A 13,505-nucleotide genomic window follows, 5' to 3' on the forward strand; every position below is an offset into this window, starting at 1 on the left:
CCCGCGCGAAAGCTTTACTTGCTCGCTGAGCGGCATAGGGTACCCCGTGCGCAGATCGTCGGCGCGGTGGCTGAGCGGCTCGCTCGAGACCTCGGTGTGCCGGTGCCAGCCGTGGTGGCAGCCCTGCACCCCGAGCAGCTCTCCACAGTCTGCCGCTCAGAACTCGACGCCCTGTTCGATCGGCACCCGCTCTCCGCCCACGACGACCCGCTGGCCTGGGCGATCGAAGCTCTCGAAGGCCGGCGCGCTCATAGGACCACCCATCACACGCCGCCCGCGCTCGTCCGGCTCATGCTCGACCTCGCGGGTGATGTCACAGGAACCGTGTACGACCCTGCGGCTGGAACCGGAGCCCTGCTGCTCGCGGCCGCCGCGCGTCACCCTGGTGCTGCCTTCGTAGGACAGGAGATCGACGCGGTCAGCCACGCTGCCGCTCTTATCAATGCCGAACTGGCAGGCGTAGAGATCAACCTCGGTCTCCCGGGTGACACCCTTTTCGAGCAGCAGCACCATGCGCTCGCAGTGGACCTGGTGCTGGCGAACCCACCGTGGAAGCGGGCGACGAACCGAGCTTGGGTCGAGCACTGCGTCTCTGCGCTCGCCGCCGACGGCCGAGCGGTGCTTCTGCTGCCAGTCAGCGTATGCACCGATGAGCAAGGTGGTTGGGCCGCTTATCGCCAGCACCTGGTCACCTCAGGTCTGCTCCGCGCCGTGGTAGCACTCCCGCGGGACCAATTCCGGGGGACCGCTACGCCTGGCGTGATCTGGGTGATCGAACGCGGCGCTCCGGCGGACGGCGTGCTGATGGTCGACGCGCGAAACTGGGAGAGCGGAATGCTACCTGAGGGCGAGCTTGTGAGCGCTGAGGAGATCGGCGGATGCGGGTGGCAGTTGAATCCAGCAACGTACTCGGGTAACACACCGGCGAGGCAGGTGCTGCGCGACGTAGCGGACGTACAGCCGTCACCGAGCGGCGAGATTCTGGGGTCGCGGCACTGGCTACCGGAGAGCGAGGAAGGCGTGGCCGTCGTGGAGGCACGCAACCTTGACGGCCTGGTTATAGGAGAGATGCGCCGGGTATCTGCTGAAGATGCGGAACGACTAGCGAAGTATCGGGTCGTACAAGGGGATGTGCTGATCGCTCGGCGGGGGAAGCTGCACCGGGTGGCTGTCGTCGGCGAAAAGCACGCGGGCGCTATCTACGGGACATCGGTGATTCGGGTTCGGCCGAGGGATGGTGTCGATCCGGCAGCGCTGGTCAGGACGCTGCGCTCGCCGCAGACGCAGGAATGGTTGGCGGGGCGTTCGACCGGGAGTACGCTGCCGCACGTTACGGCGGCGATTGTCGGCGGGGTGCCGCTTTACAGCGAGGGGGAGTCCGGCGCGGGTATCGAACCGTCGATACGCGCATAGGCTGCCTGCATCTCGGTGGTAACGTCCGTCCCCAGGGACCGGACTTGCGTTAGGCTCGGCTGCCGTCCGGCTACGTGCGGCACGAACCTGACGTGCTCCTCGATGTGCTCGGCCACGACCTCGTAGGCCTTCACGATCTCGAACTCGGCGTCGAAAACTAGGAACACGGCCGTGTGGTAGTCCGCGCTACGGAACGGGCTGAAGCGAGCTCCGGCTCCGGCTGCCCGGTTGGCCATTGCCTTGACCTGGATGCGCTGACCTGCCGAGGTCGTGATGTCATGCGACTTCGTAGAGTTGGGTTCAAGTACTCCGCCGCGTGCCAACCAGACGACGTGCTCAGCGATGTCTCCGAGAGGCTTGTTGTTAGTGCGCACGAGGTCGCGGCGTCGCAGTTCGGTGACGATGCTGGCCTCCAGGCGCAGCAACTGCTTCACCGGCAGACGGGTAACGTCCGGCAGATCAGTCATCAGGGCTCCTTCGGTGATCAGCGTGCCAGACTTACTCGGGCAGAGGACTGCCAATTTTCCCGCGGAGAGGCGCGACACCTCGACTGCGCCTCGGTGAGTGTGGTGCCATGCAGAATCAGAAGTCTCGCCATTCCTCGATGTAGGCCAGTCGTTCCCCGCCCTCGCCGCTGCCGACAAACACCTTGCGGATGACATTCGAACTCTCCGTGAACGCGGCAGCAGTATCTACGGAGACAAGGCCCGCATCGCGAACGTACGCAGGAGCGGTGCCATCCGATTTGGTCTCTCGATAGTTGCTATTCAAGATCAGCTCCGAGTCACCGGGAAGCTCGACGACGGCGTACGAGCTAGCCGATTTCAGCGTCTTACCCGAACCTGATCGAAGTACTCGCGCATCCTCGGGCAACGCAACCTGGCCCATGTCCTCGATCGCCTCGCGGGTGAGGCTCTTGCAGTTGTGCGAGTTGAAAGAGAGGCATGAACCTCGATCGCTCGGCTGATACACAAGAAAATTCCAGGCGAGGCTCCCCGCCCCGATCAGAGCGAGGATCGCGGCGACAGAAAGGGCAATCGAGACCAGCACCTTCGACCGGTTGAGAGGCCGGCGCTCAACCGTTGTCTCGACGAAATCTAATTGCTCGCTCATCTCGGTACTGTACCAACCTCGTCCCGGAAGGAGGCCAGGCATTTTCCTGGCTGGCTACTCAGACCAGGTCAGCGGGGCGCGGGCGACGACCGGTTGCATGCATGCCTCGGTCTCGGCATCGATCTGGGTCCAGTCGAGATGCAGCACGATCTCGTGAAGGGAGTAATCGCTGTCCGCTGCAGGCATGGTGGCGGTCGCGAAGCCGTCCCCGTCGGGAGTGATTGTTCCACCGGCTGACCGGATCCCGGTGTCAAAGCAGGGTCGTCGCCTCGGGGAGCGAGGGCACCGCCGGGCGTCAAATGGTCGTATGGCGTGACAAGATCAAAGAACTCCACCGTCGCAAGCGGGGTCGTGATCCCGGAGTCATCGGTGACTTCTTCGATCTGCACCTCAACCCGTCCCGTCGTTTGCCTGTCAACAGAGGTGAGAATGCCAGTTGCTGTGCGGTTCTGTGTCGCTGGCGAACTGGTCTGTGCAGGGGAGGGCTGAGTGCTGTCACTAGAAACCGAGGCGCCAGGCTCAGGAGCGCAACCTGAGAGCGCCACCGCGGCCAGGACGCATGTTGTGAGCGCGGCGGGAATCTTAATCAATGTCATATCTTGAGCGGATCAGGCGTCCCGAAGCCAAAAGTCTGTGGCGACTTCTTTCCAGTCCTCGTCATCGAAGTCTGGCTTGGTTCCGTAAGCATAGAACTCTTCACCAATACTGACCGCAAAGTACGTGTCGGTGGAGCAACCGCCAACGAGGTCCCGCCCCTCGGAGGAGACCGGGAGGAGGCAAGTGAAGTCGGGATTATCGGTGTCGGTGGCGGTATAGAAGGAGGCGTCTTCACCTTCCCAGACGAGGCGAGCCGAATCGACATCGAAATTGATTGTGCTTTCCTCGAGGATCGGCAACACCGCATCCACGTCTCGCGGCTGCACATCCACCGCTTGCTGGGAATCGGAGGCGACAGCGCAGCCTGTAATAGCGAACAGTGAGATAGCGGCGACCGCGACAAGTGTTGAACGGATCCTCATGGCCTCATCATAGTCCGCACCCGGGGCGAGTCGCTTACCCCTCTGCTCCGAGCGCGGCGAGACAGTGCTGTACCTCGCGTTCGTGGGGTTGGAGCGAGCGCCAGGCCTGCTCTTGATAGGTCCTTCGCTCGCTCGATACCTCGTCAGGATGGGCCAGGGTCGAGTTGTCGAGACTTTCGAACCCGGCCGCTCTGCGTTCCTGCGCGGCGGTCTCGACCGATTCATCTGCGCATGGTTTAACCGGAGGATCCCAGGGGTTCTGCTCCTGGGCTGAAGAGACCTCCGCACTGTTCGAAGGGCCACTTATGCCAGTCGGGAGCGCGCCGAAGGCAACGAGTCCAAGGCAAACCGCAGCCAGACCTGAGCCAGCGAACACCGCAAATCCCTTTGCTTCTTGAAAACGCATCGGAGGCTCCAAACGTTCACGAAACTCCTCGACTACTTCAATCTCGACCTTAGCGGAGCGAGTTTCAGTGACGGTGAAGCGATGGTGCTCTCCTCGGTGCTGGTCGTGTTCAACTGCCTCCGACTGCAAAACTTCCGCCGCCGAACCTAAGAGGTTGTTTGCTCCAGCTTTGAATAGCTGAGGGGATTGAGATCTGGACTGGTCTTGCCTTAGGCGAGGCTGAGGAAGAGTTTCTCCAGCTCATCCTGATCTGTCGGCTCCCCATCCGGGTTGGTGAGGCACTCCTTGAGTGCGCTGGAGATCACGAGGAAGCCTGCGCGGTCGAGTGCTTTCGTGACGGCCGCGAGCTGGTGGACGATATCCCGGCAGTGGGCGTCGTCTTCGACTGCACTGATCACAGCGGCGAGTTGTCCGTGCGCACGGCGGAGACGGTTCACCACCTTGCGTTTGGCTTCCTCGTCACGCGAAGCGGTGCTGAGGACGGGTGCGGTCGCGTATGACATCGCTGCCTGCTTTCAAGAGTCGAACCGGGTAGGACTTGACAATCAGGATACCCCATGGGGTATAGTTCCGGTAGTTGGACAATACCCCCAGGGGTATTGCATTTGGCTTAAGAGACGAGGAGCACGGTATGTGCCGAGCAACGAAGTGCCGCACCTGCGGGAAGACGACCTGGGCGGGCTGTGGCCAGCACGTGGCGATGGTGAAGATGACCGTGCCAGCTTCCGATTGGTGCAACGGCAAGCACTCGCAGGCCCAGATCGACGCGGCGAAGGTCGAACGCGGCGGGTTCCTCTCCCGTCTCTTCGGACGCTAAACCACTGAGGAAGAGGAGCAGGATCATGACGACGAAGAACCTGACTCACGCCGACTTCGCCGAGACGGTCGGCGAAGGGATCGTGTTCGTGGATTTCTGGGCGGCGTGGTGCGGACCGTGCCGGGCGTTCGCGCCGGTATTTGAGCAGGCTTCTGCGCAGCATCCGGACATCGTGTTCGGCAAGGTCGACACCGAGGCCGAGCAGCAGCTCGCCGCCGAGTTCCGTATCACGTCGATTCCGACGCTGATGGTGTTTCGTGACGGGATCATGGTCTACGCGCAGCCAGGCGCGCTTCGCGCACCGCAGCTCGATCAACTGATCCAAGGCGCCCGCGATCTCGACATGGAAGACGTGCGCAGGCAGCTCGCCGAACGCGACACGCAACCCGCATCCTGACCACCCAACCCACCGGCACATCGTGAGAGAGGACCCCATCATGTGCGCTCGAATCACCTGCTCAACCTGCGGAAAACCCACCTGGACCGGGTGCGGCCAGCACATCGAGGAAGCTCTCGCCGAGGTTCCAGAAGCCGAGCGCTGCACCTGCCGCTGACACTCTCCACCCGTTCACGACAAAGAAGGATCTGATCATGCTGCTGGAACGCATCTACGAGGAGGATCTCGCGCAGGCGAGCTACTTCATCGGCTGCCAGGCTAAGGGCGAGGCGATCGTCGTCGATCCCCGTCGCGACCTCGACGGCTACCTCGAGCTTGCTGCGAAGCACGCCATGAGGATCGTCGCCGTCACCGAGACCCACATCCACGCCGACTACCTTTCGGGCACTCGCGAGCTCGCGGCGAGGACTGGCGCGCGGATGTACGTCTCCGACGAGGGCGGCCCGGACTGGACGTACGGCACCGACTTCGACGACGCCGTACGGATGAAGCACGGCCACCGGATCGTGCTCGGCAACATCGAGGTCGAGGCCGTGCACACTCCCGGCCACACCCCCGAGCACCTGTCGTTCCTCGTCACCGACGGTGCGCAGACGGCCGAGCCCGGATTCATGCTCACCGGAGATTTCGTGTTCGTCGGGGATCTCGGCCGCCCTGACTTGCTCGACGAGGCCGCAGGCTTCGTCGATACCCGCTTCCAGGGCGCGAAGGATCTCTTCGCGAGCCTGAAGCACCGCTTCCTCACCCTGCCCGACTACGTACAAGTGCTCCCCGCCCACGGATCCGGCAGCGCCTGCGGCAAGGCGCTCGGCGCGATCCCCTCCTCGACCGTCGGTTATGAGCGCAACTTCTCCTGGTGGGCCAAGTACCTGAAGAACGACGACGAACAGGGCTTCGTCGACGAGCTCCTCAGCGGGCAGCCCGATGCGCACGCCTATTTCGGGCGCATGAAGATGGAGAACAAGATCGGGCCCGCGGTGATCGGCGAGACTCCCGAGCTCGTCGAGTACACGGCCGAGCAGCTGTCGGCGGAACTTGCGACCGACACGGTCATCCTCGTCGATACCCGGCACAACAGCGACGTGCACCAGGGCACCGTGGAGCGCTCGCTCAACATCCCCGGGGTCGATAAGGCCGCGAGCTACGGCGCCTGGGTGATCGATCCGCTGGTCGAACAGCGCCCTCTGGTGCTCCTCGCCACCGACGTCGAAGAAGCGGAGGCTATGCGAGACCACCTGATCCGTGTCGGGATCGACACGGTACGCGGGTACATCACCTCGCTCGACGGTCTCGACCTGGTGACTCCGAAGCTTGTACAGCCGGAAGAACTCGACGGCGTCAAGCGGGTGATGCTACTCGATGTGCGCAACAAGACCGAATACGCCGACGGGCACCTGCCCAGTGCACGTCAGCTCTCGGGCGGACGGGTGCTGTGGAACCTCGATCTGCTTCCCGACCCCGGAGCCGGGATGATCGTGTCGTACTGCCAGAGCGGAGTCCGCAATAGTGTTGCCGCCAGCGCGCTGCGCCGGGCGGGCTACGACGTCGCCGAGCTCGACGGCAGCTACGCGGCCTGGATCGCTGCGGGTAACACCCCTGAGACCAGTACGCCGGTCTCAGTCTGACCCGTCTCATCGGCTGCAGCCTTTCTCACGCTAGGAGTCCGTGCATGGAACCGACGCTCGTCATCGCGCTGCTACTCGCTGTGCTCGTCGGTCTCTCGCTCGGACTCCTCGGCGGTGGCGGAGCCATCCTCACTGTCCCGATCCTCACCTATGTGCTCGGAATGGAACCGCGTGCCGCGATCGCTTCCTCCCTGTTCGTCGTCGGCGTGACGAGTGCCGTGGGGCTGATGACGCATGCTCGGGCAGGGCGGGTGCGCTGGAAGACCGGGCTGCTCTTCGGAATCTCGGGCATGGTCGGCGCGTTCGCGGGCGGGTGGCTGGGCGACTGGATTCCCGGGCCGGTGCTGATGATCCTGTTCGCTGTGATGATGATCGCGACCGCCACCGCGATGATCCGCGGACGCAGAGCACCCGCGAACGGTGCGCAGACGCAGAACGACGGTGCAGGGCTCCCGCTCGCCCGGATCCTGCCCGTCGGATTCCTCGTGGGCCTTGCGACTGGGCTCGTGGGGGCCGGCGGCGGGTTCCTGATCGTGCCCGCTCTGAACCTCCTCGGCGGGCTGCCGATGGCCGCTGCGGTCGCGACCTCCCTGCTCGTCATCGCCATGAACACCACCTCCGGACTCACCGGGGCACTCATGTCCGTGCCGCTCGACTGGCCGATCGTGCTCGCCTTCACCGGTATCGCGGTCGCCGGTTCTCTCCTTGGTGCCCGGCTCACGGGCCGTATCCCGGAACGGGCCCTCCGCCGCAGTTTCGGCGTTTTCGTACTCGCCATGGGCGTACTCGTCCTCACTCAGGAAGCTCCGAACCTGATGGGAGGCCTCGCATGACCCGCACCACCCGACGAACACCCGCACTTGCGTGGCCGCGCGTCGGCCGGATCATCCCCGGCTACGCAGTCCCGGTGATCAACGAACGCGAAGCCAGAGCCGCCGCAGGCCTCCTCTTCCTCCCCGGAATCGTGCTCTACCTCACCGCCATCCACACAGGCACCGCTGAACCGCTGAAGCCCTTCGGTGCTGTGTTCGTGCTCGACATGCTGATCCGCGTCCTCGCCGGCGACAGATACGCGCCCTCCCTCGCGTTCGCACGCATCATCGTCTCGCGGCAACAGCCCGAATGGGTCGGTGCGCCTCAGAAACTGTTCGCATGGTGGCTCGGCTACAGCATGGGGCTCGCAGCCTGTCTCGCGACCGGGCTTCTGCAGGCCCCGCTCTGGGTGACGCTCGTCCTCTGCGGCACCTGCCTCACCCTCCTCTTCCTCGAAACGGCATTCGGCATCTGCGTCGGCTGCAAACTCCAATCTTTCCTCTCCAAAACACCACCGCAGTACTGTGCAGGCGGCACCTGCGAAATCCCGGACGACACCGCACCCGCATCTGTACACACCACGCCCCATCGCACCACCTCACCCGTACAATGAAAGGATCGCTCATGCGCCACACACTCACGAAAATCGCCCTTCCCCTGGCCGCCGGAGTCCTCGCGCTCGGTCTCGCCGGCTGCACCAGCGCACCCACCCCCACGGGAGACGCCGATATCCCAGCGGACGCCATCATTCTCGACGTTCGCACCCCGGAGGAGTATGCGGCAGGGCACCTCGACGGAGCGAAACTGCTCGATTTCAACGCTGGTGCCGTCGCTGAAGCCATCCCGGACCTCGACCCCGACGCCGACTACCTCATCTACTGCAGATCCGGGAACCGTGCAGGCCAAGCCATCACCCTCATGGAAAAAGCCGGGTTTGAGAACCTCACGAACCTCGGCTCCCTCGAACAAGCCGCCGAGACCACAGCACTCACTATCGTGGGCCGAGGCTTCAGTTAGAGGATTTCTCATCTCCTTTCCATCATTCCGGTTGGGTCAGGTGCGGTCCTCTTCCCACGATCAGACCGGGACCCTCGCGCGCCGTCTATCTGACACCACGGGACCGATCAGCAGATATACTGACCGGCCCCGCCGGTATGAGAACTCATTGTCCCGTCAGTGTGATGAGGCTGTTGGAGTGGGCGTCACATCCTCGGCGAGGTAGCGTTCCAGGCTGTCGTCGAGTTCCTCGATCCACGGAGTGTGGTGCTGCACCGCGAGCGTGCCGGTTATGACGGAGCGGTAGCAGCGGTCTCGGTAGCCCATGATGTCCTGCTTCTTATCGCGCTTCCAGGCGACGAAGATCTTCACCACCTCGGCGACATCGAACTCCGGGTAATCCGTCTGGTGCAGCAGGTCGAGCACGTAGTCGCCTTGGAACGCGATCTCGGCCTCAGCATCGGGGATCGAGAGGAACCGTTCCCGCCATGAAGTGATCGAGGCTTCACGTTCTGCTGCATCGGGCAGTGGGGCAGTGCCGAGGATGAGGTCGCGCACGTACCATGCCTGTACGTCGAACATGTTGAAGGTGAACCACTGGTCTTGGGCGCCCACATAGAAGAGTGACGGGTTGTCCTGCCAGACGACGCCGCGGTAGAGGCCTCCCGGGTAGACGGTGTTCGGGCCGCTGAGCGCGAGATTCTCTGGGAGGAAGGGATACTTGTGCTGGTAGCCGGTGCAGAGGATGACTGCGTCGATGTTCTTCGAAGAACCGTCTGCGAACACGACAGTGTTGCCGTTGAAATGGTCGATGCCTGGGCGTTCCTCGAAGCCCTCTGGCCACTCGTACCCCATCGGTGCGGTGCGGTAGGACGCGGTGACAGAGGCGGCACCCATTTTGTAGGCCTGGCTTCCGATGTCTTCAGCGGAGTAGCTTGAGCCGATGACGAGCACGTCGCGATCCTTCAAACTCTCAGCGCCACGGAAGTCGTGGGCGTGCAAGATCGCGCCCGGGAACGTTTCGATGCCAGACACTTCAGGCATGTTCGGGTAAGAGAAGTGCCCGCTCGCCACGATCACCTTGTCGAAGGTTTCAGTGGTGGTGGCCTTCGTCGGCAGGTGCTCGCTGATCACTGTGAACAGCGCGGCGTCCTCGTCGAACGTGACCATGCGCACCACGGTTTCAAAGCGCACGTACTTGCGCACGTCGGTACGCTCAAGACGGCCGGCAATGTAGTCCCACAGCACCGGGCGCGGGGGATAGGAAGAGATCGGTCGGCCGAAATGCTCGTCGAACGAGTAATCCGCGAACTCGAGTCCCTCCTTTGGTCCGTTCGACCACAGGTTGCGGTACATGCTGGAGTGCACGGGTTCGCCGTGCTCGTCGAGGCCGGTGCGCCAGGTGTAGTTCCACTGGCCGCCCCAGTCCGCCTGCTTCTCAAAGCACACGATCTCCGGGATCTCAGCACCAGCCTGCTCCGCAGATTCAAACGCGCGAAGCTGAGCCATGCCGCTCGGACCAGCCCCGATAATTGCTACTCTCTGTTTTTCGCTCAAGTAATATTCCTCACTCAGTTCATCTCGTAGCCTGTTGCTCGCTTCGGGCAGAACGGGCCTATCTCAGACCAAGCAGATCGGCAACAGAGTGGATCGATACGCACATCGTTCCAGCTGCCAAAGTCGTCGTGAGTAGGAGAAAAGTCTCAAACCACCGGTACGAACAACAGATCAACCGTATCAGGCGCCCAAAAACGCGGTCCCGGCGATGAATACCGTTGCGACCGCATTCGCCAACCTTCTCTTGCTAGCGTGCGAGCTTTCGGGCTGTTGCACGTGTCGCAACCCACCCGAGGAGCGCCGCCACCGCAGCGACGATCGCTGAACCTACGAGAAGATATGGCAAAAGGAAGACAATGAGCATGCCCATCGACGCGACCACGCCGAGGCCCGCGAAAACGGCGTTGATGATGATGCCACTCCATACAGACCGGGTGACAACTGCGGACGTGTCGAGCCCGTCCAAGAGTGTTCCTTCTGCTGCGCTGACACCCTTTGCGAGCCGCACAGCGGCCGTGATGCCGGGGATCGATGCGACGAGCACGGTAACGGTCACGAAGACCGGGAACATCCCTGACGGTGCTTCGCGACCGAACAGGATGAAGAAACTCGCGAGGAACACGAGGACCGCTGCCACGGTGCCTGCGAGGAGTCCCAGCGCGCGCTCGATTCGCTCGTCAGCAGGCACAACTTGCCTCAGCAAGGAACGGACTCACCATGCATCTCAGCCTAGCTGGGGTAATGAGCCGGAGCTGTGGCCGAGAGCTTTCACGCGCTATGACGCGTTCCTGCCGTACCGCTGTCTGAAGCAGCGAACCCCGCAACTCAAGAGGAGCTGCGGGGTTCATGCGGGAAGAAAGAGCTCAGTAGTTGAGTGCAATGTTGATGAGCTCGCCCGATTTCAGATCTACGAGGCCGGCTGCCTCCCCGCTCTGACCAGCACCCGAGAGGAAGATTCCGCCCTTCCAGCCCACAACATCCGGCTCTAGGAGGTAAAGCTCAGTGCCGGTTTCACGGGTAGGGGCAACCGAGGTGTATTCGTCGGAGCCATCCCCAGCATCGGTGGCGACGGGCGCATCGGCCAGAGTGGCGGCGAAATCGGCAGCCGAAGGATCGGCAGCGCAGTCGATGTTGAATTCGACGGGGCCAGCAAAGTCGAACGCGCCGCCGCACTCCTCGAATTTCGCGGCTACGGCGGCATCGATGGCGGCGATGTCCTCTGCTGTGAGCGTGTGGAGTGTGCGCCCGGAAGCCTCCTGGGGCTGCGCGGGTGGTGTCGAAGGGGCCGAAGGCTCAGCTGTCGGCCTATTCGGAGTACCGGTTGTCTCAGTGTCGCCGGACGAGCATCCGGCGAGCATGAACGCCGCTCCGGCGATGGCCGCTGCAGCAAGCAGTCGGCGGGGTGTATTCGAGGTCATGATGACCGTCCTTTCTGTGGGAGATTATGCAGCGAAGAGCTGCTCGAAGAATCCGGGGGCAGGCGCTTCAGCCGGCGTGGGGCGCTCAAAACGAGGAGCCGGGTGAAGGCCGGGGATCGGCGCGCGTGAGTCGAACTCGGCGGCGTAGTCGCAGAGCGCCCAACCGCTCGGCCTGCGGATCAGGGTTACCGTGCCCCGGCCGTGAGGCGGGCGGATGACGAAGGTGGAGCCGACCTGCGAGCTGCGCTTACCGCGCTTCGCAATCTCAGCCTCCGCCGCAATGGTCTGCCGGTGCAGCCAAACCCCGCGATCATGCGGTGCAGTCTCAGCGGGCGACATCCCGGCGTCGGCGAGTGCTGCACTCAAAGCTTCGAGATTCGCAGGCGTGACCAGCGGTGCGACAGCCATCGCCCGCTCGTGAGTGATCCGCTCCGCCTCGGCAGCAGCCCTAACCTCAGGCGCGGGCTTGGCTCCTGGGTTCGACCACTCCGGGTGCTCCTCAAGCAGCCGCTGCGCGAGTGCCTCGCGTGCGGTGATCCCGGTTGAGAAATCCCTTAGGTCAAAACGCTTTCCGCCCGGCGCTTCTGCCATGAGCAGCGCGTACCGAGTCTCGGCCTCGCGCACGGCCTCCTCGTACGGCTCCTGTGCGTCACGAAGCAGCTGGCGGTGACGGCGCAGCAGATGCTGCCGCGCAGTCAGCTCTGCATCGGAGCCAGTATCCGCGAGGCTACCCAGCTCGCCCGAGATCTCAGCCTCACGGTCTGCCATCGCGCGGTGCGCGAGTCGTCCACGGACAAGGGTTGCGTCGAGTGCCGCGCCGCGCTGCGTGAGACTGCCGGTGTCTCTAGCGATAGCGGCGTGGATCGCGTCGGTAGCGGCGGTGACAGCGCCGGCGGTGTGGGGCGTGCAGCGGCGACCGCCTTGCTTCTTGGATTGGCACATGTTGAGTCCTCTCGTGGTTAGGCGGTGCAGCCCTGGTCGTGGATAGTGCGGGCGGCGGAGTCAGAACCGGCGCTCATGGTGTACTGCTCGCCATGAGTCTTGGATAGCTCGGCGCGGTCGCCCCCGAGGTATAGAACGGCGTATGAGCTGGTCATCCCCTCGAACACGTCGCCTTGCCCGAGCGGGTCGAAGCTGCCGCAACGCTCGTAGACCAGCATGTGCGCGAGCTCGTGGCGGATCATCACGTCGTAGTAGGGGTCGTCGTCGGCTGTCGCCCCGGCAATCACGTAGATCTCGGGGGTATCCGGGCAGACGAAGGCTGCGACATCCTCCCGCTGAGGCTGTGTGCCGTCGCATGCGTCGCCGCCCGCCGGGGCTTGGTGAACCGAGTAGCCTGCCTCCGTCGCGAGCTTCTCGGCAGCGGCGCGGTACGAGCCGGAGCTGTCCTGTGCCGGGGCGGTGCTCGCGATCTGCTCCTCGATGGCGACGATCTCGGCGGTGCGATCCAGCTCCGCGCGGACTGCGGTAACTGGCCCGAAGCTAACCCTCGGGGTGCCTGCGGCGCTCATGGAGTAGACCTGCGCGAGCATGTCGTCAGCTGCCTCATCGAGATCGCCGCGCCAGAAGAGTTCGCCGAGCTGCGCCTCCGAGCCGGCAAGTATCTGCTCCGGCTGTGCGAGTAGGTCATCGAACCGGGCGATCTGCTCGGTGGCTCTTCCGACCGCTGCGTCAAGGTCGGCGAGGTGGTTGCTCTGTGCGAGCGCGCCGGGCTGGCTGGCGCTATCGAGGACAGACTGCGCTGCTACGAGGTCAGCGGTAGCGGTGCCGCGTGCGGCCTGGACTGTCTCGATCTGCTCGGCGAGCTTGTCATACGCCTCATCGAAAGCGGCGACGCCCCGCGCATGCTGATGGAAGACCGCGCCCGCCGCCACCGCCCCGGCGATGAGAGCACCGGTAACGGCGGTAGCGACAAGCGTCCTGGTCTTCAT

Annotated in this window: 17 protein-coding genes; 7 read left to right on the forward strand and 10 right to left on the reverse strand. The window is 63.7% G+C overall.

Going from position 1 to position 13,505, the window contains the following annotated elements; all coding sequences use genetic code 11:
- The first annotated feature begins 66 nt into the window (after positions 1–66).
- On the forward strand, positions 67–1,413 hold the full coding sequence (locus tag ACR81A_RS04330) for an N-6 DNA methylase (protein WP_440312754.1): 1,347 nt from the start codon (positions 67–69) through the stop codon (positions 1,411–1,413).
- On the opposite strand, the gene ACR81A_RS04335 is transcribed toward ACR81A_RS04330, so the two are convergent.
- From ACR81A_RS04335 to ACR81A_RS04355, 5 genes are all read right to left on the reverse strand, one after another.
- Positions 1,362–1,880: a DUF6998 domain-containing protein gene (locus ACR81A_RS04335; RefSeq protein ID WP_440312755.1), complete on the reverse strand. Its 519-nt coding sequence runs from the start codon at positions 1,878–1,880 to the stop codon at positions 1,362–1,364. The two genes, ACR81A_RS04330 and ACR81A_RS04335, sit on opposite strands and share 52 nt — an antisense overlap.
- 115 nt (positions 1,881–1,995) lie before the next feature.
- Positions 1,996–2,526 (reverse strand): hypothetical protein, encoded by a 531-nt coding sequence (locus ACR81A_RS04340; RefSeq protein WP_440312756.1) that lies wholly within the window; start codon positions 2,524–2,526, stop codon positions 1,996–1,998.
- Positions 2,527–2,580: 54 nt separating this feature from the next.
- Positions 2,581–2,712 (reverse strand): hypothetical protein, encoded by a 132-nt coding sequence (locus ACR81A_RS04345; RefSeq protein ID WP_440312757.1) that lies wholly within the window; start codon positions 2,710–2,712, stop codon positions 2,581–2,583.
- A 422-nt stretch (positions 2,713–3,134) separates the two neighbouring features.
- Positions 3,135–3,545 (reverse strand): hypothetical protein, encoded by a 411-nt coding sequence (locus ACR81A_RS04350; protein WP_440312758.1) that lies wholly within the window; start codon positions 3,543–3,545, stop codon positions 3,135–3,137.
- A 615-nt stretch (positions 3,546–4,160) separates the two neighbouring features.
- Positions 4,161–4,454, reverse strand: coding sequence for a metal-sensitive transcriptional regulator (locus tag ACR81A_RS04355; RefSeq protein WP_440312759.1), 294 nt, complete (start codon positions 4,452–4,454; stop codon positions 4,161–4,163).
- A 128-nt stretch (positions 4,455–4,582) separates the two neighbouring features.
- Here ACR81A_RS04355 and ACR81A_RS04360 point away from each other — a divergent pair, with 128 nt between their 5' ends.
- The 6 genes from ACR81A_RS04360 to ACR81A_RS04385 all read left to right on the forward strand — a co-directional run bounded on the left by ACR81A_RS04360 (position 4,583) and on the right by ACR81A_RS04385 (position 8,620).
- Positions 4,583–4,768 carry a hypothetical protein gene (locus tag ACR81A_RS04360; protein WP_440312760.1) on the forward strand — a complete coding sequence of 62 codons (186 nt, stop codon included), beginning with the start codon at positions 4,583–4,585 and terminating at the stop codon, positions 4,766–4,768.
- Positions 4,769–4,793: 25 nt separating this feature from the next.
- Complete coding sequence (gene trxA / locus ACR81A_RS04365) at positions 4,794–5,165, forward strand: thioredoxin (protein WP_440312761.1); 372 nt, start codon at positions 4,794–4,796, stop codon at positions 5,163–5,165.
- 194 nt (positions 5,166–5,359) lie between these two features.
- Positions 5,360–6,790 (forward strand): MBL fold metallo-hydrolase, encoded by a 1,431-nt coding sequence (locus tag ACR81A_RS04370; protein WP_440312762.1) that lies wholly within the window; start codon positions 5,360–5,362, stop codon positions 6,788–6,790.
- 44 nt (positions 6,791–6,834) lie between these two features.
- The gene (locus tag ACR81A_RS04375; RefSeq protein ID WP_440312763.1) at positions 6,835–7,623 is read left to right on the forward strand and encodes a sulfite exporter TauE/SafE family protein; all 789 of its coding nucleotides are present in this window, start codon (positions 6,835–6,837) and stop codon (positions 7,621–7,623) included.
- Positions 7,620–8,216: a DUF4395 domain-containing protein gene (locus ACR81A_RS04380; protein WP_440312764.1), complete on the forward strand. Its 597-nt coding sequence runs from the start codon at positions 7,620–7,622 to the stop codon at positions 8,214–8,216. Before ACR81A_RS04375 ends, ACR81A_RS04380 begins: the two co-directional genes overlap by 4 nt.
- A gap of 11 nt (positions 8,217–8,227) precedes the next feature.
- Positions 8,228–8,620: a rhodanese-like domain-containing protein gene (locus tag ACR81A_RS04385; protein WP_440312765.1), complete on the forward strand. Its 393-nt coding sequence runs from the start codon at positions 8,228–8,230 to the stop codon at positions 8,618–8,620.
- Between the two features lie 156 nt (positions 8,621–8,776).
- Here ACR81A_RS04385 and ACR81A_RS04390 read toward each other — a convergent pair whose 3' ends face one another.
- From ACR81A_RS04390 to ACR81A_RS04410, 5 genes are all read right to left on the reverse strand, one after another.
- Positions 8,777–10,156 carry an NAD(P)-binding domain-containing protein gene (locus tag ACR81A_RS04390; RefSeq protein ID WP_440312766.1) on the reverse strand — a complete coding sequence of 460 codons (1,380 nt, stop codon included), beginning with the start codon at positions 10,154–10,156 and terminating at the stop codon, positions 8,777–8,779.
- Positions 10,157–10,403: 247 nt separating this feature from the next.
- Positions 10,404–10,859 carry a hypothetical protein gene (locus ACR81A_RS04395; protein WP_440312767.1) on the reverse strand — a complete coding sequence of 152 codons (456 nt, stop codon included), beginning with the start codon at positions 10,857–10,859 and terminating at the stop codon, positions 10,404–10,406.
- Between the two features lie 160 nt (positions 10,860–11,019).
- Positions 11,020–11,574, reverse strand: coding sequence for a hypothetical protein (locus ACR81A_RS04400; protein WP_440312768.1), 555 nt, complete (start codon positions 11,572–11,574; stop codon positions 11,020–11,022).
- Positions 11,575–11,598: 24 nt separating this feature from the next.
- Positions 11,599–12,516 (reverse strand): hypothetical protein, encoded by a 918-nt coding sequence (locus ACR81A_RS04405; protein WP_440312769.1) that lies wholly within the window; start codon positions 12,514–12,516, stop codon positions 11,599–11,601.
- Positions 12,517–12,533: 17 nt separating this feature from the next.
- Positions 12,534–13,505 carry a hypothetical protein gene (locus ACR81A_RS04410; RefSeq protein ID WP_440312770.1) on the reverse strand — a complete coding sequence of 324 codons (972 nt, stop codon included), beginning with the start codon at positions 13,503–13,505 and terminating at the stop codon, positions 12,534–12,536.

It is taken from the genome of Leucobacter chromiireducens (genome assembly GCF_051993095.1).
GTDB lineage: Bacteria > Actinomycetota > Actinomycetes > Actinomycetales > Microbacteriaceae > Leucobacter > Leucobacter chromiireducens.

Coding starts and splice junctions, on each gene's coding strand:
- trxA (WP_440312761.1), top strand. CDS start 4,794: ATGACGACGAAGAACCTGACTCACGCCGACTTCGCCGAGACGGTCGGC.
- ACR81A_RS04360 (WP_440312760.1), top strand. CDS start 4,583: ATGTGCCGAGCAACGAAGTGCCGCACCTGCGGGAAGACGACCTGGGCG.
- ACR81A_RS04345 (WP_440312757.1), bottom strand. CDS start 2,712: ATGCCTGCAGCGGACAGCGATTACTCCCTTCACGAGATCGTGCTGCAT.
- ACR81A_RS04335 (WP_440312755.1), bottom strand. CDS start 1,880: ATGACTGATCTGCCGGACGTTACCCGTCTGCCGGTGAAGCAGTTGCTG.
- ACR81A_RS04410 (WP_440312770.1), bottom strand. CDS start 13,505: ATGAAGACCAGGACGCTTGTCGCTACCGCCGTTACCGGTGCTCTCATC.
- ACR81A_RS04355 (WP_440312759.1), bottom strand. CDS start 4,454: ATGTCATACGCGACCGCACCCGTCCTCAGCACCGCTTCGCGTGACGAG.
- ACR81A_RS04380 (WP_440312764.1), top strand. CDS start 7,620: ATGACCCGCACCACCCGACGAACACCCGCACTTGCGTGGCCGCGCGTC.
- ACR81A_RS04400 (WP_440312768.1), bottom strand. CDS start 11,574: ATGACCTCGAATACACCCCGCCGACTGCTTGCTGCAGCGGCCATCGCC.
- ACR81A_RS04340 (WP_440312756.1), bottom strand. CDS start 2,526: ATGAGCGAGCAATTAGATTTCGTCGAGACAACGGTTGAGCGCCGGCCT.
- ACR81A_RS04385 (WP_440312765.1), top strand. CDS start 8,228: ATGCGCCACACACTCACGAAAATCGCCCTTCCCCTGGCCGCCGGAGTC.
- ACR81A_RS04370 (WP_440312762.1), top strand. CDS start 5,360: ATGCTGCTGGAACGCATCTACGAGGAGGATCTCGCGCAGGCGAGCTAC.
- ACR81A_RS04375 (WP_440312763.1), top strand. CDS start 6,835: ATGGAACCGACGCTCGTCATCGCGCTGCTACTCGCTGTGCTCGTCGGT.
- ACR81A_RS04350 (WP_440312758.1), bottom strand. CDS start 3,545: ATGAGGATCCGTTCAACACTTGTCGCGGTCGCCGCTATCTCACTGTTC.
- ACR81A_RS04405 (WP_440312769.1), bottom strand. CDS start 12,516: ATGTGCCAATCCAAGAAGCAAGGCGGTCGCCGCTGCACGCCCCACACC.